Source organism: Enterobacter sp. AG326 (genome assembly GCF_004362415.1).
Lineage (GTDB): Bacteria > Pseudomonadota > Gammaproteobacteria > Enterobacterales > Enterobacteriaceae > Enterobacter > Enterobacter asburiae.
Map to the genome: position 1 here is coordinate 200427 of NZ_SNXG01000001.1, position 20807 is coordinate 221233.

16 protein-coding genes are annotated in these 20807 nt (G+C 56.5%); 5 read left to right on the forward strand and 11 right to left on the reverse strand.

Going from position 1 to position 20807, the window contains the following annotated elements:
* Positions 1-9: 9 nt before the first annotated feature.
* Positions 10-984, reverse strand: a complete 975-nt coding sequence (locus DFO52_RS01015) for a DUF1852 domain-containing protein (RefSeq protein WP_133548863.1) — start codon at positions 982-984, stop codon at positions 10-12.
* A 352-nt stretch (positions 985-1336) separates the two neighbouring features.
* On the opposite strand from DFO52_RS01015, the gene DFO52_RS01020 reads away from it, so the two are divergent.
* Positions 1337-1876: a DUF2058 domain-containing protein gene (locus tag DFO52_RS01020; RefSeq protein WP_133548865.1), complete on the forward strand. Its 540-nt coding sequence runs from the start codon at positions 1337-1339 to the stop codon at positions 1874-1876.
* A gap of 7 nt (positions 1877-1883) precedes the next feature.
* On the opposite strand, the gene DFO52_RS01025 is transcribed toward DFO52_RS01020, so the two are convergent.
* Together DFO52_RS01025 and azoR are read right to left on the reverse strand one after the other, a co-directional pair.
* Entirely contained in the window at positions 1884-2570 is a 687-nt protein-coding gene (locus DFO52_RS01025; protein WP_133548867.1) for an RluA family pseudouridine synthase, read from the reverse strand.
* A 90-nt stretch (positions 2571-2660) separates the two neighbouring features.
* Positions 2661-3266, reverse strand: coding sequence for an FMN-dependent NADH-azoreductase (gene azoR / locus DFO52_RS01030; RefSeq protein WP_133548869.1), 606 nt, complete (start codon positions 3264-3266; stop codon positions 2661-2663).
* 205 nt (positions 3267-3471) lie between these two features.
* Between azoR and hrpA the strand changes: the two genes are divergently transcribed.
* Positions 3472-7374 carry an ATP-dependent RNA helicase HrpA gene (gene hrpA, locus DFO52_RS01035; RefSeq protein WP_133548871.1) on the forward strand — a complete coding sequence of 1301 codons (3903 nt, stop codon included), beginning with the start codon at positions 3472-3474 and terminating at the stop codon, positions 7372-7374.
* 70 nt (positions 7375-7444) lie between these two features.
* Here hrpA and DFO52_RS01040 read toward each other — a convergent pair whose 3' ends face one another.
* The 5 genes from DFO52_RS01040 to DFO52_RS01060 all read right to left on the reverse strand — a co-directional run bounded on the left by DFO52_RS01040 (position 7445) and on the right by DFO52_RS01060 (position 13791).
* Positions 7445-8104, reverse strand: coding sequence for an O-methyltransferase (locus DFO52_RS01040; RefSeq protein WP_133548873.1), 660 nt, complete (start codon positions 8102-8104; stop codon positions 7445-7447).
* Between the two features lie 75 nt (positions 8105-8179).
* Positions 8180-9559, reverse strand: a complete 1380-nt coding sequence (locus tag DFO52_RS01045) for an efflux transporter outer membrane subunit (RefSeq protein WP_133548875.1) — start codon at positions 9557-9559, stop codon at positions 8180-8182.
* Positions 9556-10638, reverse strand: coding sequence for an HlyD family secretion protein (locus DFO52_RS01050; RefSeq protein ID WP_029740560.1), 1083 nt, complete (start codon positions 10636-10638; stop codon positions 9556-9558). The genes DFO52_RS01045 and DFO52_RS01050 overlap by 4 nt, the downstream gene beginning before the upstream one ends.
* Positions 10639-10660: 22 nt before the next feature.
* Positions 10661-12313 carry an MFS transporter gene (locus DFO52_RS01055; RefSeq protein WP_047647823.1) on the reverse strand — a complete coding sequence of 551 codons (1653 nt, stop codon included), beginning with the start codon at positions 12311-12313 and terminating at the stop codon, positions 10661-10663.
* 158 nt (positions 12314-12471) lie between these two features.
* Positions 12472-13791, reverse strand: coding sequence for an MFS transporter (locus DFO52_RS01060; RefSeq protein ID WP_133548877.1), 1320 nt, complete (start codon positions 13789-13791; stop codon positions 12472-12474).
* A gap of 390 nt (positions 13792-14181) precedes the next feature.
* Here DFO52_RS01060 and DFO52_RS01065 point away from each other — a divergent pair, with 390 nt between their 5' ends.
* Complete coding sequence (locus tag DFO52_RS01065; RefSeq protein WP_133548879.1) at positions 14182-14976, forward strand: YdcF family protein; 795 nt, start codon at positions 14182-14184, stop codon at positions 14974-14976.
* A gap of 53 nt (positions 14977-15029) precedes the next feature.
* Here DFO52_RS01065 and gap read toward each other — a convergent pair whose 3' ends face one another.
* A complete protein-coding gene (gene gap / locus DFO52_RS01070; protein WP_029740556.1) occupies positions 15030-16031 on the reverse strand; it encodes a type I glyceraldehyde-3-phosphate dehydrogenase in 1002 nt (333 codons plus the stop codon).
* Positions 16032-16220: 189 nt separating this feature from the next.
* Between gap and cybB the strand changes: the two genes are divergently transcribed.
* On the forward strand, positions 16221-16751 hold the full coding sequence (gene cybB, locus DFO52_RS01075; RefSeq protein WP_029740555.1) for a cytochrome b561: 531 nt from the start codon (positions 16221-16223) through the stop codon (positions 16749-16751).
* Positions 16752-16796: 45 nt separating this feature from the next.
* On the opposite strand, the gene DFO52_RS01080 is transcribed toward cybB, so the two are convergent.
* Both DFO52_RS01080 and DFO52_RS01085 read right to left on the reverse strand, forming a co-directional pair.
* On the reverse strand, positions 16797-17864 hold the full coding sequence (locus DFO52_RS01080) for an oxidoreductase (RefSeq protein ID WP_133548881.1): 1068 nt from the start codon (positions 17862-17864) through the stop codon (positions 16797-16799).
* 13 nt (positions 17865-17877) lie between these two features.
* Positions 17878-18621 carry a DeoR/GlpR family DNA-binding transcription regulator gene (locus tag DFO52_RS01085; protein ID WP_133548883.1) on the reverse strand — a complete coding sequence of 248 codons (744 nt, stop codon included), beginning with the start codon at positions 18619-18621 and terminating at the stop codon, positions 17878-17880.
* A gap of 739 nt (positions 18622-19360) precedes the next feature.
* Here DFO52_RS01085 and DFO52_RS01090 point away from each other — a divergent pair.
* The gene (locus tag DFO52_RS01090) at positions 19361-20698 is read left to right on the forward strand and encodes a TolC family outer membrane protein (RefSeq protein WP_133548885.1); all 1338 of its coding nucleotides are present in this window, start codon (positions 19361-19363) and stop codon (positions 20696-20698) included.
* Positions 20699-20807: the final 109 nt, after the last annotated feature.

Here is a 20807-nt window from a genome sequence, read left to right on the forward strand (position 1 = left end):
TTTGATGAATTAAAGCGTGTAGTTATCAGACCACTGCTCAAGAATGTGTTGGTAAGGCTTAATAAAGTACGCTTCGGTAAAGCGACCCTGTTCAATCGCCAGTCGGCTACGCTCTTCCCGGTCATAAACAATTTTGGTTAATGAATGATCCTGCTGGTTCAGATCCGGTCGGTAGTACAGTCCCGCCGCCGAGTTTGCGTTATAAATTTCCGGGCGATAGATTTTCTGGAACGTCTCCATCGTGCTGATGGTGGCAATCAGCTCCAGATCGGTGTAATCACTCAGCAAATCCCCGGTAAAGAAGAACGCGAAAGGCGCCACGCTGTTTTCCGGCATGAAATAGCGAACCTGCAGGCCCATCTTCGCGAAGTACTGTTCCGTTAGCGACTCGCCATCCGGCTGATATTCAGTGCCCAGTACCGGGTGCTGGTTGCCGGTGCGGCGGTAGGTGTCTTTGCTGGAGACGCTCAGGCAGATCACCGGACCCTTGCTGAAGTTCTCTTTGTATTCCGGCGAATTCACAAAGTGGCGGAAAATATTGCCGTGCAGTTCGCCAAACTTTTCCGGAATGCTGAAGTGCTGCTGGTTCTTGTTGTGTTCCAGCAGGCGCACGCTGAAATCATAGTCCCGCACGTAAGAAGAGAAGTTATTTCCGACGATGCCAGGGATACGCTTGTTATTTTTTTTGTCGACAATCGTGGTTTGCAATATCTCAATGGCCGGGAATGGTTTTTCCGCGCCAATGTTCAAATCGACAGAGATGATTTCCAGCTCAACCGCGTAGCGATCGGCGTTTGGGTTATCCCAGCGCGCCAGGGCGTTAAAGCGGTTGTTGATCATCACCAGCGTATTGCGCAGGTTTTCCTGTCGTTTTTCCCCGCGCGCCAGGTTGGCAAAGTTGGTGGTCGTACGCGTATTTTCTGACGGGTTGTAATTCTCATCGAAGCAACTGCGCTTAAGGGTATATGTGAAAGCTTTGCTCATTGTGGTTATGCATCCTAAGTTCATGTTGCCAAGAAGTTACCGATGCATAATTTATGCCTGAGCCCGTGGCGCAGGGGAAGTGACTTAATTTCAATGCAACATGAGCGAAGTTCATGAAGTGTAATGCTCGAGGTGTCGCTGCCTTCATGCCGGGTGGCGCTGCGCTTACCCGGCCTACGGTTCAGCGTCGTTTGTAGGCCCTTGCAAGCACAGCGCCGCCGGGCGAAGCTCGTAATATGTCTGTGATATGCACTTGCCCTCGTCGTTAACCGGCTGCGGGGGAGAGAGATTTTTTATTTCCGTTCAATTCCCGCTATAATCCCCAAAATTTCCAACCGGTTTAGAAACAATCATGACAAAACTCACCTTACAAGAGCAGATGCTGAAAGCGGGCTTAGTCAGCAGCAAAAAAGCGGCGAAAGTGCAGCGCACGGCGAAGAAATCACGCGTTCAGGCGCGCGAGGCTCGGGAAGCGGTAGAAGAGAACAAGAAAGCGCAGATCGAGCGCGACAAGCAGCTGAGCGAGCAGCAGAAGCAGGCCGTGCTGGCGAAAGAGTTTAAAGCGCAGGTGAAGCAGCTGATTGAGATGAACCGCATCACCGTGGCGAGAGGCAACATCACCTTTAACTTCACCGACGGCAATCTGATCAAAAAAATCGAGGTCGACAAGCAAACCCAGGCTCAGCTGATCAACGGCCGTCTGGCGATTGCCCGTCTGGTCATCAACGCCAGCGGCGACTGTGAATACGCGATTATTCCGGCGGTGGTGGCCGATAAAATTGCCCAGCGCGATGCCGACAGCATCGTGTTAAACAGCGCGCTCAGCAAGGAAGAACAGGACGAAGACGATCCGTACGCGGACTTCAAAATCCCTGACGATTTGATGTGGTAAAACGCATTCAGAACGGGGCGGCGTGACGGGCGTTAACCGGCTCTCCGCTCACGGGATGAATAAAATTCAACTCGCTGGCATGCAGCATCAGCCGGGGCGTTTCCTCAGCCCCCGGCGCTTCAAGACCGCCATACAGATCGCAGCCCAGAATCGGGTGCCCCAGCTGCTGGCAGTGAATACGCAGCTGATGGGTTCGCCCGGTCTCCGGTATCAGTTTCACCCGCGTTAACGGCAGTCCTGTACTCTGATAAAACCGTTCCACCACCCGATAGCGGGAGCGGGCGGGTTTTCCGTTGAGGGCGCAGATCGACATCAGCGGAAACAGCGCCGGGTCTTTGGCAATCGGCGCGTCTATGACTCCCTCGTCGTTTTCCACATGGCCGCAAAGCAGGGCGCTGTAGGCTTTCTCCACGCTGCGCTGGCTAAACTGCTGGCACAGCGCCGCATTGATGGCCTTATTGAGTGCAACCACCATCAGCCCGGACGTGCCAAAATCCAGACGGTGTACCAGCGTGCAGCCGGGGAACGTCTGGACCAGACGATAATGGACGGAATCAAGGTTTTGCGGATTTTTGCCCGAGAGGCTGAGCAGACCGGAAGGCTTATCGATCAGCAGCAGATGTTCATCCTGCCAGAGGATCTGAATGTCGTCGTGACACGGTGGGGCAATAAAAGAATCAATAATCGCAGACATCAGGCCGCCCGGCTGGAGAGTGGGAGCGGATGATAACGAAATGCGGGAGAAAAGAAAAACCCTCCCACCAGGCGGTGAGAGGGCAAAATCTTAGGCTGCTACCAGGCTGTCGATGGCGGCTTTCGCATCGGTCTGCGCTTTGGTCGCCACTTCCGGACCGTAAGCGATACCTTCAGCGAACACGAAGTTCACGTCAGTGATACCGATGAAGCCCAGGAACAGGCTCAGGTACGGCGCAACCAGGTCGGTTGGGGTGTCTTTATGGATGCCGCCACGGCTGGTCAGTACGATCGCACGTTTACCTTTCACCAGACCTTCAGGGCCGTTCTCGGTGTAACGGAAGGTTACGCCAGCGCGCGCCACCAGGTCGAAGTAGTTCTTCAGCTGGGTAGGAATGTTGAAGTTGTACATTGGGGCGTTGATGACGATAACGTCGTGCGCCTGCAGCTCAGCAATCAGCTCGTCGGACAGGGCCAGCGCTTCCTGCTGACGTGGAGACAGCGGTGCATCGCTTGGGCGCAGCGCGCCAACCAGCTCGCCGTCCAGCACAGGAATTGGGTTTGCAGCCAGGTCACGCACGATGATTTCGTCAGCGGAATGCTGTTCACGCCACTGTTCAACGAAGTAATCAGACAGCTGACCAGACTGAGAGTACCCTGCCAGAATACTGGATTTCAAAACTAATACTTTGCTCATGGGTGATTCCTGTTGTTGCATTTGATTGAAGGGGGTTGCCCCGTTGCTTGTTGACACTCTATTCACAATCCTGCCACAGAGATAGCGCAATATATCGAAGCCTATGTTCGAATTTTTTGAATAAGGCGCGAAAGACGTCAATGTGGTACTCTATAGCAATCATTAAAAAGAGAGTTTATCAGGGCGTGTACTGCCCTTTAACGCTATGACAGAACAACAAAAATTAACCTTCCCGATGCTCCTGCAACAGCTTGATTCTCTGATGCTGCGCGATAAACAGCGCTTTGCCCGCCGTCTGCACGGCGTGAAGAAGGTTAAAAATCCTGATGCACAACAGGCCATTTACCAGGAGATGGCGAAAGAGATTGAACAGGCGGCAGGGAAAGTTGTGCTGCGCGAAGCCGCACGTCCGGCGATTACCTACCCGGAAAATCTCCCCGTCAGCCAGAAAAAACAGGACATCCTTGAGGCCGTTCGCGACCACCAGGTGGTGATTGTTGCGGGGGAAACCGGCTCGGGGAAAACCACCCAGCTGCCGAAAATCTGTATGGAGCTGGGACGCGGTCTAAAAGGGCTGATTGGCCATACGCAGCCGCGTCGACTGGCGGCGCGCACCGTGGCGAACCGTATTGCCGAAGAGCTGCAGACGGAGCCGGGTGGCTGCATCGGTTACAAGGTGCGATTCAGCGACCACGTTAGCGATAACACCATGGTCAAGCTGATGACCGACGGTATTCTGCTGGCGGAAATCCAGCAGGATCGCCTGCTGATGCAGTACGACACCATCATCATTGACGAAGCGCACGAGCGCAGCCTGAACATCGACTTCCTGCTCGGCTACCTGAAAGAGCTGCTGCCGCGTCGTCCGGATCTGAAAATCATCATCACCTCCGCGACCATCGACCCTGAGCGCTTCTCAAAGCATTTCAACAATGCGCCGATTATCGAGGTGTCAGGACGCACGTATCCGGTTGAAGTGCGCTATCGCCCGATTGTGGAAGAGGCGGATGATACCGAGCGCGACCAGCTGCAGGCTATCTTCGACGCCGTTGACGAGCTGGGCAACGAAAGCGCGGGCGACATCCTGATCTTCATGAGCGGCGAGCGCGAAATCCGCGACACCGCCGATGCGCTCAGCAAGCGCGACCTGCGCCACACGGAGATCCTGCCGCTTTACGCGCGCCTGTCAAACAGCGAGCAGAACCGCGTATTCCAGCCGCACGGCGGGCGACGTATCGTTCTGGCGACCAACGTGGCGGAAACCTCGCTGACCGTGCCGGGGATTAAATACGTTATCGACCCGGGCACGGCGCGCATCAGCCGCTACAGCTACCGCACGAAGGTTCAGCGGCTGCCGATTGAGCCGGTCTCTCAGGCTTCCGCCAACCAGCGTAAAGGCCGCTGCGGGCGAGTGTCGGAAGGGATCTGTATTCGTCTCTATTCCGAAGATGATTTCCTGTCGCGTCCGGAATTTACCGATCCGGAAATTCTGCGTACCAACCTGGCGTCCGTTATCCTGCAGATGACCGCGCTGGGGCTGGGCGACATCGCGGCGTTCCCGTTCGTCGAAGCGCCGGACAAACGCAACATTCAGGACGGCGTACGTTTGCTGGAAGAGCTCGGCGCCATTACCACCGACGAGCAGGCGACGGTCTACAAGCTGACGCCGCTGGGCCGTCAACTCAGCCAGCTGCCGGTGGATCCGCGCCTGGCCCGTATGGTGCTGGAAGCGCAAAAGCACGGCTGCGTGCGCGAGGCGATGATCATTACCTCGGCGCTCTCCATTCAGGACCCGCGCGAGCGTCCGATGGACAAACAGCAGGCGTCTGACGAAAAGCACCGTCGCTTCCACGACAAAGAGTCCGACTTCCTCGCCTTCGTAAACCTGTGGAACTATCTCGGCGAGCAGCAGAAAGCGCTCTCCTCGAACCAGTTCCGCCGCCAGTGCCGCGTGGATTTCCTCAACTACCTGCGCGTGCGCGAGTGGCAGGATATCTACACCCAGTTGCGCCAGGTGGTGAAAGAGCTTGGCATTCCGGTCAACAGCGAGCCGGCGGAGTACCGCGAGATTCATATCGCGTTGCTGACCGGCCTGCTGTCCCACATTGGGATGAAGGATGCCGAAAAGCAGGAGTATACCGGCGCGCGCAACGCCCGTTTCTCCATCTTCCCGGGTTCCGGCCTGTTCAAGAAGCCGCCGAAATGGACCATGGTCGCGGAGCTGGTGGAAACCAGCCGCCTGTGGGGACGCATTGCCGCGCGTATCGATCCGGAATGGGTGGAGCCGGTGGCTCAGCACCTGCTGAAACGCTCGTACAGCGAACCGCACTGGGAGCGCGCGCAGGGCGCGGTAATGGCGACCGAGAAAGTGACCGTTTACGGCCTGCCGGTGGTCGCCGCGCGTAAGGTCAACTACAGCCAGATTGACCCGGCGCTCAGCCGCGAACTGTTTATCCGCCACGCGCTGGTGGAGGGTGACTGGCAGACGCGTCACGCCTTCTTCCGCGAAAACCTGAAGCTGCGCGCCGAAGTGGAGGAGCTTGAGCACAAGTCCCGCCGCCGCGACATTCTGGTGGACGATGAGGCGCTGTTTGAGTTTTACGACCAGCGCATCAGCCACGAGGTGATTTCCGCTCGCCATTTTGACAGCTGGTGGAAGAAAGCCAGCAAAGAGACGCCGGACCTGCTCAACTTCGAAAAGAGCATGCTGATTAAAGAGGGGGCGGAGTCGGTCAGCAAGCTCGACTACCCGAACTTCTGGCATCAGGGCAACCTCAAGCTGCGTCTGACCTATCAGTTTGAACCGGGCACGGACGCGGATGGCGTGACCGTTCATATTCCGCTGCCGCTGTTAAACCAGGTCGATGAGGGCGGGTTTGAGTGGCAAATCCCCGGCCTGCGCCGCGAGCTGGTGATTGCGCTGATCAAATCCCTGCCGAAACCGGTGCGCCGCAACTTTGTGCCTGCGCCAAACTATGCGGAAGCTTTTTTAGGCCGCGTCACGCCGCTGGAGCAGCCGCTGCTGGACGCGCTGGAGCGTGAATTCCGCCGCATGACTGGCACCACCATCGAACGCGAGGACTGGAACTGGGATCAGGTGCCCGATCACCTGAAAATCAGCTTCCGCGTGGTGGATGATAAAAACAAAAAGCTGCTGGAAGGACGTTCGCTGAGCGAGCTGAAAGAGGCGCTGAAGGGGAAAGTTCAGGAGACGCTTTCTGCGGTGGCGGACGACGGTATCGAGCAGAACGGGCTGCATATCTGGAGCTTTGGTCAGCTTCCGGAAAGCTACGAACAGAAGCGCGGTAACTATAAGGTCAAAGCCTGGCCTGCGCTGGTGGACGAGCGCGACAGCGTGGCGATCAAACTGTTTGATAATCCGCAGGAACAGCAGCAGATGATGTGGCGCGGGCTGCGTCGTCTGCTGCTGCTCAACATCCCGTCGCCGATTAAGTATCTGCACGAGAAGCTGCCGAACAAAGCCAAGCTGGGGCTGTACTTTAACCCGTACGGCAAGGTGCTGGATCTGATTGACGACTGCATCTCCTGCGGCGTGGACAAGCTGATCCACGAGGCGGGCGGTCCGGTCTGGACGGAAGAGGGCTTTGCTCAGCTTCATGAAAAGGTGCGCGCGGAGCTGAACGACACCGTGGTGGAGATAGCCAAACAGGTCGAGCAGATCCTTACCGCCGTGTTCAATATCAACAAGCGCCTGAAGGGGCGCGTGGATATGACCATGGCGCTGGGGCTCTCGGACGTGAAGGCGCAGATGGCGGGGCTGGTCTATCGCGGCTTTGTCACCGGCAACGGCTTTAAGCGTCTGGGCGATACGCTGCGCTACCTGCAGGCGATCGAAAAACGTCTGGAGAAGATGGCTATCGACCCGCACCGCGATCGCGCGCAGATGCTGAAAGTGGAAAGCGTGCAGCAGGCGTGGCAGCAGTGGCTTAACAAGCTGCCGCCGGCGCGCCGCGACGATGAAGACGTGCAGGCGATCCGCTGGATGATTGAGGAGCTGCGCGTCAGCTTCTTTGCCCAGCAGCTCGGTACGCCGTATCCGATTTCGGATAAGCGTATTCTGCAGGCAATGGAGCAGATTTCCGGTTAAAACCCTTGCCCGGTTTTCTCCCTCTCCCTGTGGGAGAGGGTTGGGGTGAGGGCATCAGGCCGCACAATTTTCACCCGTTCACCATTGCCAGCGTAAACCCATCCCATCCCTTAACCCCCACCGTTTGCAGCGCGGTGGCGGTTAAGCGCGGGTTATCCCCAATCATCTCGATAAAACGGCGCACGCCCAGCACGCGCGCGTCGTCGCTTTGCCCGTTAATCACTTCGCCATCGCGCACCACGTTATCGCCGATAATCACCGTACCCGGGCGGGAGTAGTGAAGCGCCCACTCCAGATAGCCGGGATTGTTTGGCTTATCGGCATCGATAAAGATCAGGTCGAACGGCGGAACGTCACCGAAATTCTCCAGCGAGCTCAGCGCCGGGCCTTCAATCAGTTCAATGCGATCGTTCAGCCCCGCGAGGCGAATATTCTGGCGGGCAACATCGGCATGCGTCTGGTCAGCCTCAAGCGTAACCAGCTTTCCGTCCGGCGGCAGGGCGCGCGCCATCCAGATTGAGCTATAGGCGCCCAGCGTACCGATCTCAAGAATGCGTCTTGCCTGGGTCATGCGCACGAACAGCGCCAGCAGCTGCCCCTGATTGGCCGCAACATCGTGTTCGGGTAGCCCGGCGCGCTTGTTGTTTTCCAGTACCTGACTCAGCACGTCATCGTCAGGGATAAGCGAAGAAATCATGTAATTATCTACTGCAGACCATTGTTGTTGCATAGATTGACTCCTTGGATTTTTCTCCCTCTCCCTGTGGGAGAGGGGCGGGGTGAGGGCATCAGCGCGCAAGGCGGTTCATGCGTTCTTCCAGCCGCCGCCCAGCGCCCTGTACAAATCGATCTGCGCCAGCAGCAGATTATTTTTTACCTGCACCACGCTGGTCTGCACCGAGTACAGCGTGCGCTGCGCGTCCAGCACGTCCAGATAGGAGGAGTAGCCGTTGCGATTACGATTCTGCGCAATGCGCAGCGTCTCCTGCGCCACCTCCTGCTGGGCAAGCAGCTCCGTCAGCTGTTCCTGATAGCGCGTAATAGCATCAAGGCTGTTGTTCACTTCGGCAAACGCGTTACGCACGGTTTTTTCATAGGCGTACAGCGCCTGGTTACGCTGGGACTGGGAAATATCCACCTGCGCATTCAGCGCCTGGCGGTTCAGCAGCGGGGCGAGAATACTGCCCCCGACGCTCCAGAGCTGAAGCGGGTTGTCCAGCAGGCCGGACAGGGTGCGATCCTGTATCGATCCTGTCGCAGTCAGGTTGATCGACGGCAGCAGGCTGGCGCGCGACGCGGCAAGCGAGGCGTCTGCCGCAACCAGCTGTCGTTCGGCCTGAACGATATCCGGCCGACGGTTCAGGAGCGTAGAAGGCAGCTGTGACGGCAGCGTCAGCGGCGTCAGCGCCTCAAAGCTTTCGCTGCGCGCTACCGCGCCGGGATTGCTTCCCAGCAGCAGGCTCAGGGCGTTCTCCTGCTGTGCAATCTGATGCTGCAGCACGGGAACCTGCGCTCGCGTTGAGCGGAGTTCGGAATCAGACTGCATTAGCTCCAGACGCGAGCTGTAGCCCGTCTCAAACTGACGTTTCGCGAGCTTAAATGCCTCTTCGCGTGATTTCAGCGTGGATTCGGTCACGCGCAGCTGTTCGTCAAGCGAGAGCAGGGTGACATACCCGGACGCAACGGAAGACGCGACGGTCAAATCCGCGGCGGCGGCGGCGGCTTTTTGCGCCTCCAGCGAGGCTTCGGCGGCATTGGCCGTGCTGCGGTTGACGCCCCAGATATCCACGTCGTAGCTCGCCGTCAGGCTACCTCTGTACAGCGTGCCGTAGACCGGCAGCCCGGTCGCGGCAGATTGCGAACGGGCGCGCGTCCCCGTTACGCCCGCGTCAAGCGACGGAAACAGGCTGCCGTCGGCCGCAAATACCCGCGCCTGATACTCGTTAATCCGTTCGCGGGCGATCAGCACGTCGCTGTTGTTCTTTAGCGCCCGATCCACGTAGCGGTTGAGGTTGTTGTCGTGAAAATTGCGCCACCAGAGCTGCTCTGCCAGGCTGGCAGGACCGGCGTCAGCACGCCACTGGGTGGGGATGTGCAGCGTCGGCTGCGCCGGTTTTACGTCGACGGACTGGCATCCGGCGAGCATTACCGCCAGCACCAGACCGGCTATCGGACGAAGGGTCATTGTTTGCCCTCCCGCGTATCAATGGTCACCTGCACCGACATGCCTGGACGCAGCAGGGCGGACTCCTCAGGCTTGCCGAGGACCTCGATGCGCACCGGAATACGCTGGGCGATTTTGACAAAATTGCCGGTGGCGTTGTCCGGCGTGATGGCGCTGAATTCAACCCCGGTTGCCGGCGAAATGCTCTCCACGCGGCCCTGATACGCTTTGTTGTTTAGCGCATCGACGGTGAATTTGACAGGCTGACCAACGCGCAGCTCCGCGAGCTGGGTCTCTTTAATATTGGCAATGACCCAGTGCTGAGGCGGGACGAGGGTGGTGAGATGGGTCCCTGCGGTTACATACGCCCCGAGACGCACGGCAATCTGGCCGAGCTGGCCGTCGCGCGGGGCGGTAATTCGGGTGTTTTGCAGGTCAATTTGCGCCAGCTCCAGCGCCGCTTTCGCATTTTCGACATCCGCCTCCAGCGCGCCGCGGTTCACAATTACCGTCTGCAGATCCTGACGCGACATCTCAAGCGAGGCTTTGGCCTGCTCGATATCGGCGCTGCCCTGGGCCGCGCTGGCCAGCGCCGCGTCGCGCTCGCGAATGGAAAGCGATCCGTCAGCCGTCAAATCCTTCACCCGCTTTAAATCCGCCTGGGTTTTCAGGCTCTGGGCGCGGGCATTTTTCAGCGCCGCGTCGTTTTTGGCGATCGTCGCTTCGGCGCTTTTACGCTGCTGCAGGTTGTTATTGAGCGCGGCAATTTTCATCGCCAGCTGCGCCTCGGCCTGATGCACGCGCTGACGATAGATACGGTCATCAATCTGCAGCAGCAGGTCGCCTTTTTTAACCTGTACAAAGTCCTGAACCTTCACCTCGGTGATATAGCCATTCACCTGGGGGCTGATGAACGTCGTCTGACCGCGCACGTAGGCGTTGTCGGTAAACTGCGCGTGGCGGGTGAACGGCGGCAGCTGCCACGCATAAAGGATCACCAGCACGCCGACAATACCGATGGCGGCGGCGGTGAAAACGGAAACAATGCGCACATTTTTGCGGGTGTTGGCCTGCTCTTTAGCGGCATCCTGCTGACTCATAAACTCTCCAGAAATATTTCAATTATTTATTGCCGGTGGCGTTCTTAAGCGCCATACGGGCAGTGATGCGCAGGCGCAGCAAGCGCCATAAAATCCAGACCAGCGTGGCGGCAGCGATGCTCGCCGTCAGCAGATAAGTATCGTTGTAGGCCAGAATATTCGCCTCCAGCGTGGTGACCGTTTGCAGCTGCGTTATCGCCTGCGTTCCCAGCAGCGAACTGTCGCCAATCAGGCTTCGGTACATCTGGGTATAAATCTGGATACGCTCGTTGACCAGCGGATTGAGCGTGGTGAGCTGGTCCGCCAGCAGGCTGGAGTGGTACTTCTCGCGCCAGGTCTGGAAGGTTCCGAGGATCGCGGAGCCCAGCAGGCCGCCGAGGTTCTGACTCATGCCGAACATCACCGAGAAGCTGACCAGGTTACGCGGATCTGCAATCACCCCGCCAATGGCGGCCAGCATGGCGGGTGCCAGGAAGAAGGCGCTGCCGAAACCCAGCAGAAACTGGCTTAGCATCAGCTGATCCGGCCGGGTCAGGTTGTTGGACTGGCTGTCCAGCAGCGAGGCAACAATCATCAGCGCCAGAGAGGTGATGATTGGCCACGCCAGTTTGGTCGGCTTAATCGTGAGGCAGCTGGTGACAATCCCGCAGACGATCCCGGCGAAAATGGACCACGCCAGGTGGGTCATCTGCTCATTCTGTAACCCCACGTACTGCAGCCAGCCGATGACGCCGGTGTTTTGCTCCGCCAGCACGATACGGATCAGCAGCATGATCAGCCCCAGACGGACGATGCTGCCGCTCGACAGCCAGCGGGTGTTCAGCAGCGGGTTGGCGCGGTTATGTTCAAAGACGATGGCAGCTACAATCAGCACCAGCGATAGCGCCAGCGACCAGCCGATCCACGGCGCCTCGAACCACCAGTCAAGGCGGCCCAACGAGAGCACGGCGCAGAGCAGGGCCATTCCGGGGGCCATTAAAAAGAAGGTGATGAAGTCTTTCTTCTCAAAGACCTTGCGCCGATCGCCCGGCGGCAGCTTTAAGGCTATCACGCAGGCCAGAGAGATCAGCGCCAGCCCGAGCTCGAAGAAATAGAGCCCGCGCCACTCGTCCAGCTGCAGCAGTTCGGTCGAAAACAGGCGGGCCAGAGGGATAGCGAGCGAGGACCCGGTAATCCCGATGGTGAGCGCCTTCAGGCGGTGCTTCGCAGGCCAGGCCTGGATCTGATAGTAAATCCCCAGCGAGCTGAGCGCGGCGGCCACCATCCCGTGCGCGGCGCGCACCATCAGCGCCGAGCTGAGATCGTTAACGAACAGGTGGAAAAAGGTCACCAGCACGTACAGCACCAGAAAACCTTCCGTGAAGGCGCGCAGACCGTACTGCTGGCGGAACTTGACCAGCAGCAGGTTGATAGAGATGTTGGTCATGACGTAGACCGCGGGCAGCCAGGCGATTTCGGTCGACCAGGCCCCGAAGGTCCCCTGCAGATTTTGCAGGTTGGCGGTCACCACCGCATTTCCCAGCGCCCCCGTCAGGCACACCAGCAGGCCAACGACGCCGTAGGCAATTCGTTTTGGCGTAGTGTGCTCGGGTGTGGAAGGCGAACCCAGCAGGGCGGGTTTCTCATGTGGCTGCCACTCGCGAGGAGCATAAGGGTCGCGTTCGGGCAGGCGCATAACGTCGTTTACCTTAGAAATAATTGAATAATTAGCGGGCTAGCGATTCTACGTCTGCCGCAAATGATAATTCAAGTGAATATGATTTACGCATGTTAATCAAATGTAGAAGGGAAGTTTAAGGAAAAAGAGCGGCCCGAAAGTCGGGCCGACAACGATCAGAGATGTTCGGGCTGCGCCTGCAGAAGGGATGCTCGCTTGACGCGGCTGGCGAAGAAAATCGCGATTAGGGAAATGGCTACCGTGACGGCAAGATACCAGGCCACCGGAACCCAGTCGCCGTCATATTTTGCCAGCAGTCCGGTGGCAATCAGCGGCGCGGTACCGCCTGCCAGCGCGGCACCCAGCTGATAACCGAGCGTAATGCCTGTGTAGCGTACGTTTGCACTAAAAATTTCAGAGCACAGCGTGCCGAGTACCGCCGTTACCGGTGCCCACAGCACGCCAAAGGCGATGACCGTCGCGAGCACAATGCCCCAGGTTGTACCGGTATTGAGCAGCATAAACCACGGCACGATAAACAAACCCAGGATGATGACGCTCGCGGCATACATGCGTTGACGGCCAATTTTATCCGAGAGTAGCCCCATTAACGGGATCATAACCGTGGCCACCAGGGCTCCCAGCGTCACGGCTTCCAGCGCCTGAGACTTTTGATACGTCAGCGTCGTGGTGGCATAGCTCACGACAAACGTCGAGAAGATGTAGAACGGTGCGGTTTCTACCACCTTCAGACCGGCGGCAATCAATACTTCGCGCCAGTGGTGTTTCAGGGTATCGCGCAGAGGCGCTTTCGCCACCTGGCCCGATTGTTTTACCTTCTTGAAATCAGGCGTCTCGTCGATGTCCTTACGGATCCACAGGCCGAGCAACACCAGAATCGAACTCAGCAGGAACGGGATGCGCCAGCCCCAGGAGAGGAAATCCTCCTCGCTGAACAGGGTCATCAGCGAGACGATAAAGGTCGCCATCAGCATGCCGATGGTGACGCCCGCCTGCGGAATACTGCCGAAGAAGCCTTTACGTTTTTCGGGCGCGTATTCGTAGGCCAGCAGCAGCGCGCCGCCCCATTCACCGCCAATGCCCATCCCCTGAATGATACGCATCAGGATCAGCAGAGCGGGCGCCCAGAGGCCAATCATCTCATACGTGGGCAGCAGACCGATCATGACGGTTGCACCTCCCATCAAGGAGAGGGTAAGAACGAGAGTTTTTTTACGTCCGATGCGGTCGCCGATATGGGCGAAAAGTACCCCGCCAATGGGACGAATAAAAAAGGTTAATGAGAAAGAGAGATAAGAGAGGATGAGCCCGATAACCGGGTCGACCATCGGGAAAAAGATCTTATTGAAGACCAGCGCGGCCGCCGTGCCGTAGAGAAAATAGTCAAACCATTCAATGGCGCTCCCGGTAAGGCTGGCGATTAATACCTTCTTATTTTTTCGTAATACCGTCGTCGTACTTTCATGTTCTGTCATGACCTGAAACCCCGCCACGTTGATGATGTATGAGGTGTCACCTGGCGCGCTTCAGGTGCAACCCGTGATGATGAAAAAGGGTTGTAAAATTGTTAAGCAACTTAGGGTTGGATGTTGTATTTGGCAAGCTCATGGGGGATGAAACTGGTCAGATCACGGTGAAATAAGCAGCGTTGGGTGCTTTTGCAGAGAGTATGTGCAACAGGATGTTTTGTATGATGGAAAACCAAAAGCATAATATGCAGGTGCAACCCGATTGTTTTTGGATGTTTCTGGTTATTTCAGAAAAATGACAATTTGGGCGATAAAACAACGTCTGGTTTCAGAGTCCGCCTCTGCGTTATCGGTAAGAAGCCGCTACCCTGAAGAGACATAAATGAGGAGTTCACCATGGTTCAGCCCCATTTTCCCATCCTGCCGGATGCCACGCTGGCGGCCATCAATACTGTCGGTGAATGGCTGGCGCAGGATGACCTGAGCGGCAGCCGCCAGCCCCCGGACGTCGATGCGGTCATCCTGGCAGGGAACGCGGTGATCCCGACCATTGAGGCAGCCTGCCGTATTGCCGCGCAGAGAAAAATCCCTCTCCTGATTAGCGGCGGTATTGGCCATTCAACCGCGTTTTTATATTCAGCTATCGGCAGTCATCCGCGTTATCACACCTTACAGGTCGAAGGGCGGGCTGAAGCGAGCATTCTTGCCGACATTGCGCGGGAGTTCTGGCAGATTCCCGATGCGCGCCTGTGGATTGAGGATCAATCTACCAACTGCGGTGAGAACGCGCGTTTTAGCTGGAACATGCTGAAACAGCATCAGCGCGCGACCGGGCGGGTGCTGGTGGTGCAGGACCCGACGATGCAGCGCCGTACGATGGCGACGTTTGCCCGCGTTTGTCGGGATGAGCCCGCGTCACCGCAGTGGATAAGCCATCCTGGGTTTACGCCAGCGCTGCACAACGGCAAAGAGGGCGTGGAGTTTAGCGAGGTCAATAGCGGACTGTGGCCCGTTGACCGCTATCTGTCACTGGTTTTGGGGGAGCTGCCGCGTTTGTATGATGACGTTAACGGCTATGGCCCGGCCGGGCGGGATTTTATCACGCACGTTGACTTTCCTGAGGGGGTGATTGCCGCGTGGAAACAGCTGCAGCAGGATCCGGTCCTGAAGGGGGCGCGTAAGATAATCTAAGCACGGAACCATTCCCTCGCCCCATTGGGGAGAGGGTTAGGGTGAGGGGAAAATCACAGCGCCGCAAACTTATCCAGCGTCCGCACCAGCTGCGTCACGAAACCGTACTCGTTGTCATACCACGCTACCGCTTTCACCAGCTGCAGCTCTCCCGCTTCTGACACTTCCGTCTGCGTGGCGTCAAACACCGAACCGTAATGCGAGCCAATCACATCGGACGAGACAATCTCTTCGTCGGTATACCCGAACGATTTATTGCCCTGCGTCGCCTTTTTCAGCGCGGCGTTGATCTCCTCGACGGTCACTTTCTTGCCGAGAATCGCCACTAGCTCGGTGACCGAACCCGTTTTTACCGGCACGCGCTGCGCGTGACCCTTGAGCTTGCCGCTGAGCGCCGGGATCACCAGACCGATGGCCTTTGCGGCACCGGTGGTGTGGGGAATAATATTCTCTGCCGCCGCTCGCGAGGCGCGAAGGTCTTTCCCGCGCGGGCCATCCACCAGCGCCTGCGTACCGGTATAGGCATGAATGGTGGTCATGGTGCCCACTTTTATTTCAAACGCATCGTTCAGGGCTTTCGCCAGCGGGGCGAGGCAGTTGGTGGTGCAGGATGCGACGGAAATAATGGTGTCACTGGCGTCAATGGTGTCGTCATTCACGCTGTAGACGATGGTTTTCATCTCACCCGCAGGCGCGGAGATCAGCACTTTCTTCGCGCCGGCGTCCAGGTGCGCCCGTGATTTCTCTTCAGAGGTATAAAAGCCGGTGCACTCCACGACGATATCTACGCCTGCGGCTTTCCATGGAATGTGCTTCGCCTCTTTTTCGGCGTACACCGCAATGGTTTTGCCATCAACAATCAGCGCATCCTCGGTGAAATCGACGCTCCACGGGAAGCCACCGTAGTTGGAATCATGCCTGAGCAGGTAGGCCAGCACTTTCGGTGAGGTGAGGTCGTTGATGGCGACGACGGTATTGCTGTCCTGGGTTTCAAGAAGGCGACGCAGTACAAGGCGCCCAATGCGTCCAAAGCCGTTAATGCCAATTTTACTCATGGTGTTCTCCTGTAAACGTGTCGATGCGACAGTTTGAACTCATCCAGGCTTAGACCATCACGGGCAGGGCGGCAATTGAAGATGCTTCATGCGGGAGGAAGTATTTGAAAAACCATACAGAAAAGTTAATGAATTTTTAAGGAAAGGGGATTATGTTGGCGCGGTAACTGTTTTTAATCGGGAAATCACATGCGCACTAAATATACAAGCCTGCAAATCGGCATCCACTGGCTGGTGTTTCTGTTAATCATCGTTGCCTACTGCGCCATGGAGTTCAAAGGTTTCTTCCCGCGCACCGCGCGTCCAGTAATCAATATGATCCACGTCTCGTGCGGTATCAGTATCCTGGTGCTGATGGTGACGCGTCTGCTGGTTCGCCTGAAATTCCGCGCGCCGCCGATTCAGCCAAAGCCAAAAGCGATGGTGACGGGGATGTCCCATCTGGGGCACCTTGTGGTGTATCTGCTGTTTATTGCGCTGCCGCTGATTGGCATTGTGATGATGTATAACCGGGGCAGCGACTGGTTTGCGTTTGGCATGGTGATGCCGCATGCGGCGGAGTCAAATTTTGACCTGGTTGATGTGCTGAAAGAATGGCACGAGACGCTGGCGAACCTGGGCTATTTTGTGATTGGCCTGCACGCGGTGGCGGCGCTGATGCATCACTATTTCTGGAAAGATAATACTCTTCTGCGCATGATGCCGAAAAAGCGTCAGTAGTCTTTAACTCTTGCCGGGTAAGCGTAGCGCCACCCGGCTTGTTTTTTAACCCAGCAGCGCACGCTCTTCAGCAGTTAACGCCAGAGCCTGCGTTGACCCCGTCTCCGACGACTTCACCGCCGCTTCCAGCACGGCCATGACCGCCAGTGCTTCAACAGGGTGGACAGGATTGGTGATTTTCCCGAGCAGCGCATCGCGTACGTTGACGTAATACTGGCGCTGATCGCCTTTCGGGGTAGGAATCGTCTGCGGTGCGCCGTCGGCCCCAAAGAACACCATGCTGTCGCCGTCTTCGCCCCAGGTTTCACTGCCGGGGATCACCCCTGCGAGCAGCTGCGCTTCCTGCTGGTCGATTCTGGCTTTCACCACGCTGCCCTTGTCCCCGTGCGCGGTAAAGCGTGCCGTACCGCCAGCAACCAGCATGCTGGCGTGCAGAATGACCTTATGCTCCGGGTAGTTTAAGACCACGTGCGCCCAGTCGTTAATTTCTGCGCCGTCGCGCAGCGTCGCGATATTCCCCTGAACCGACTCCGGCAGGCCAAAGAGCTGTAGCGTCTGGTCAATCAGGTGAGGACCCAGATCAAACCACAGACCGCTCCCGGGGACGTTCTGCTCGCGCCAGCGCACGCGCACTTCCGGGCGGAAGCGGTCAATGTGCGATTCCAGGTGTTTAACCTTGCCGAGCGTGCCTTGCTCGATAATCTGCTTAATGCCGAGGAAATCGCTGTCCCAGCGGCGGTTGTGGAAGACGGAGAGCAGCAGCTGCTTTTCATCCGCCAGCGCAATCAGGTCGCGGGCTTCCTGCATGTCGAGGGTAAAAGGCTTATCCACGACCACGTGCTTACCCGAGTTCAGGGCCAGCGTCGCCAGCGGGGCGTGCGTGGCGTTGGGGGAGGCAATCACCACCAGATCGATATCAGGATGCTGAATAGCCTCCTCCGGTGTCGCCACCACCTGTACGTCCGGCAAATCGCGTTTAACTTTCTCTTCATCACGAGAAGAGACCACGGCCAGCTTAATCCCGTCCACCGACTGGATCAGCGGGGCATGGAAGGTTTTACCGACAAATCCATACCCGATCAGCGCAATGTTGATTGTTTGAACTTTACTCATGACCTTCTCCACGTTAATTCGCGCACACCGTAACCTGCAGTGCGCTATGGTCCCCAAGCTCAGGCCAGGGACGATCTAAAAAGAGTTGTTGAATGCTGGATAACCCGGAAACCAGATACGGCTCGCAGCGGTTAATTTTCAGGTGGTCGGCGACAATCCAGTGCGCCTGGCTTGCGTCGAGCATCGCGCGTTTAACCTCGGCATCCGCTTCTTTACCTGCGCTCAACCCGAGCTCGGCATGAATGGCGCAGGCCCCAAGAATGGCGATATCCGCCCGATAACGGGACAGCAAGGACAGCGTGGCGCTGCCGGCAAACAGTCGCTGCTTGTGGTCCCATTTCCCGCCGAGCAGGATCAGCTCAACGTCTTCCCGGTCGCTAAAATGCTGGGCGATATCCAGCGAGGGAGTAATGACGGTGAGCGGCCCCTGAAGAAAGGTGGCGACGGCCATCACCGTGCTTCCGGCATCCAGAAACAGGGTGGAGCCCGGTGGAACCTGCTGCGCAACCTGTTTACCCAGGCGCTGTTTGGTCTCCGGCAGCAGCGTGTTGCGGCCCTGACGGTTCATGGCGGAGAGGTTGAGCGCGATGGCTCCGCCGTGGTTCTTCTGCGCAAGGCCCTGGTTTTCAAGATCGGCCAGATCCCGACGGATAGTATCCGCTGAAACCTGCAGCTTTTCGGCCAGTTCAGTGATGCTGGCCTGGCCTTGCTCGCTGAGGATATCCAGGACATAGCGTTGACGAGCGGTTTTGTGCATGGGAGCAAATTCCTGCAAAATGTCGCAATAGTTTGCATAATACAGCATTTTGACGCAGAGAGAAGGGGGTTGTGGTCATGACGATGTACATCGGCGTGATGATTCACATGGGTGATTATTAAAATTTTATTAAGCAGGTATAAGGAAGCCGTTTTGAATGTTAATCACAATGTTATTGTTATGTTTTATTTAACGATTTGGATTATGTAACCAGTGCTTTACTCTTATGTGGATTTAAAATCTGATATTTTCATCCTGTGCGGAACTTAATTTCTTACATTAGTTTTTTAATGGTTTTTAATTCCAATCAAACCCCTCGAGTTACTAAAACTGACACTTCTTTGAAAATCTTTGTGTCTGACTCGCTCTGAAATTAACGCAAAAATGTGCATGGAAAGAATTCAGAATTTTCCTTAGATAACAGAGGCTTTATATGTTTCATCTGAAAGGACACTTTTAGGGTTTTGTCCAGAAACCCCATATTTTTTCTTAATTGTAACACCACATTAACATTGTGGGTGTAGTGGGCTATAACGCATTTTGTTATGCTGCTAACCAGTTTAAGAAATAAGTAAATTCTTAATTGAAATAAAACGCAGGCAGATCTCATCTCCAATGGAAATGGGTATGGGGAGTATTACCTTAAATTCAGCAAGGTAGCTAAATAAGATATTTGTCTAATTATCTGTACCTCTTTTTGGGTATTTGCTTGAGTATCACTCAGAGTCAGGGAGATAACATGACGATATTACGAAAGCCTATGTTACGCCGATTTACAGCAGCACTGGCATTCATTTCATTAGCCATAAATACGGCTTTCGCCAATAGTAATCAGGTAGGTATTGCCCCGGTGGCAACCACAACCTTAAAAGAAAGTATTCTTTTTGCAATCGATCGCGATCCGTCAATTAGCCAGCAGGCCGCGCAATTAGGTATTGGCCAGGCACAAATAGATGAAGCGCGCAGCGGCTGGATGCCGCAAATATCATTGAACGGGAGTACAGGGCACAGCCAGACCACCGATTCCAGCGGGTCGCTGAAGAATTCAGCCGCCTGGGGGCTGAGCCTGACGCAGCTGCTGTACGATTTTGGCAAGACCAATAACAGCATCAGCCAGTCCTCCGCCCAGCGCGATAGCTACCGCTATCAGCTGATGGGCACGCTTTCGGACGTGGCGGAAAAAACGGCGCTGAGCTATGTCGAGGTCAAACGCTATTCCGATCTGCTGCAGGCGGCAATCGAAAACGTTCAGGCGCTCAAAAACGTCGAGCAGCTGGCAAAGCTGCGCGCAGACGCGGGCGTGAGTTCCACCTCCGATGAGCTTCAGACCCGCACGCGCATTGCCGGCATGCAGGCGACGGTCGCGCAGTATCACGCCGCCTTAAACAGCGCGCGCGCCAGGCTTGCGGTATTAACCGGGATGCAGGCAGAAGCGTATTCCCCGGTGCCTGCGAACCTCGCGGTTGAGCCAGATTCGCTCAATCGTATTGATTATTCGTTAATACCGGCGGTGATGGCCGCGCAGAACATGGAACGTTCGGCCCAGTATGGCGTGGAAACGGCGAAGTCCCAGCACTGGCCGACGTTAAGCCTGAAGGGGGGGCGCACCCGTTACGAATCGGACAACCGTTCCTACTGGGACGACCAGATACAGCTCAATATCGACGCACCGCTGTATCAGGGGGGCGCGGTTTCAGCTCGCGTTCGGCAGGCGGAAGGCGCACGGGCCATGGCCTCCTCTCAGGTCGATCAGGCGCGTTTCGATGTCCTGCAAAAAGCCTCCGTCGCGCAGGCTGACTGGACCGGCGCACGGGGAAGAATGGAGGCCGGAAAGCAGCAGCTGGAAAATGCGCTGCGCGCCCGGGATGTTTATAAAAATGAATACACCCTGAGCAAGCGGAGCATTAACGATCTGCTCAGCGTTGAGCAGGATGTCTGGCAGGCCACCTCAGCGAAAATAATCGCTGAGTATGACGGCTGGAGTTCGGCAATTAATTATGCTTCCGCGGTTGATAATTTAATGCCGCTTATTGGAATAGAGAAAAACGCTGCCGCAAAATTACCCGACTTGAGTTAATAAAAGACGCGCAGTGTTGCGCAAAGTAAGACTGAAAATAATGGGTGTTTTTTCCCAGGGATAGCTACATCCGTCTGGTGGACATATCCACAGGAATCCGTACACCTGC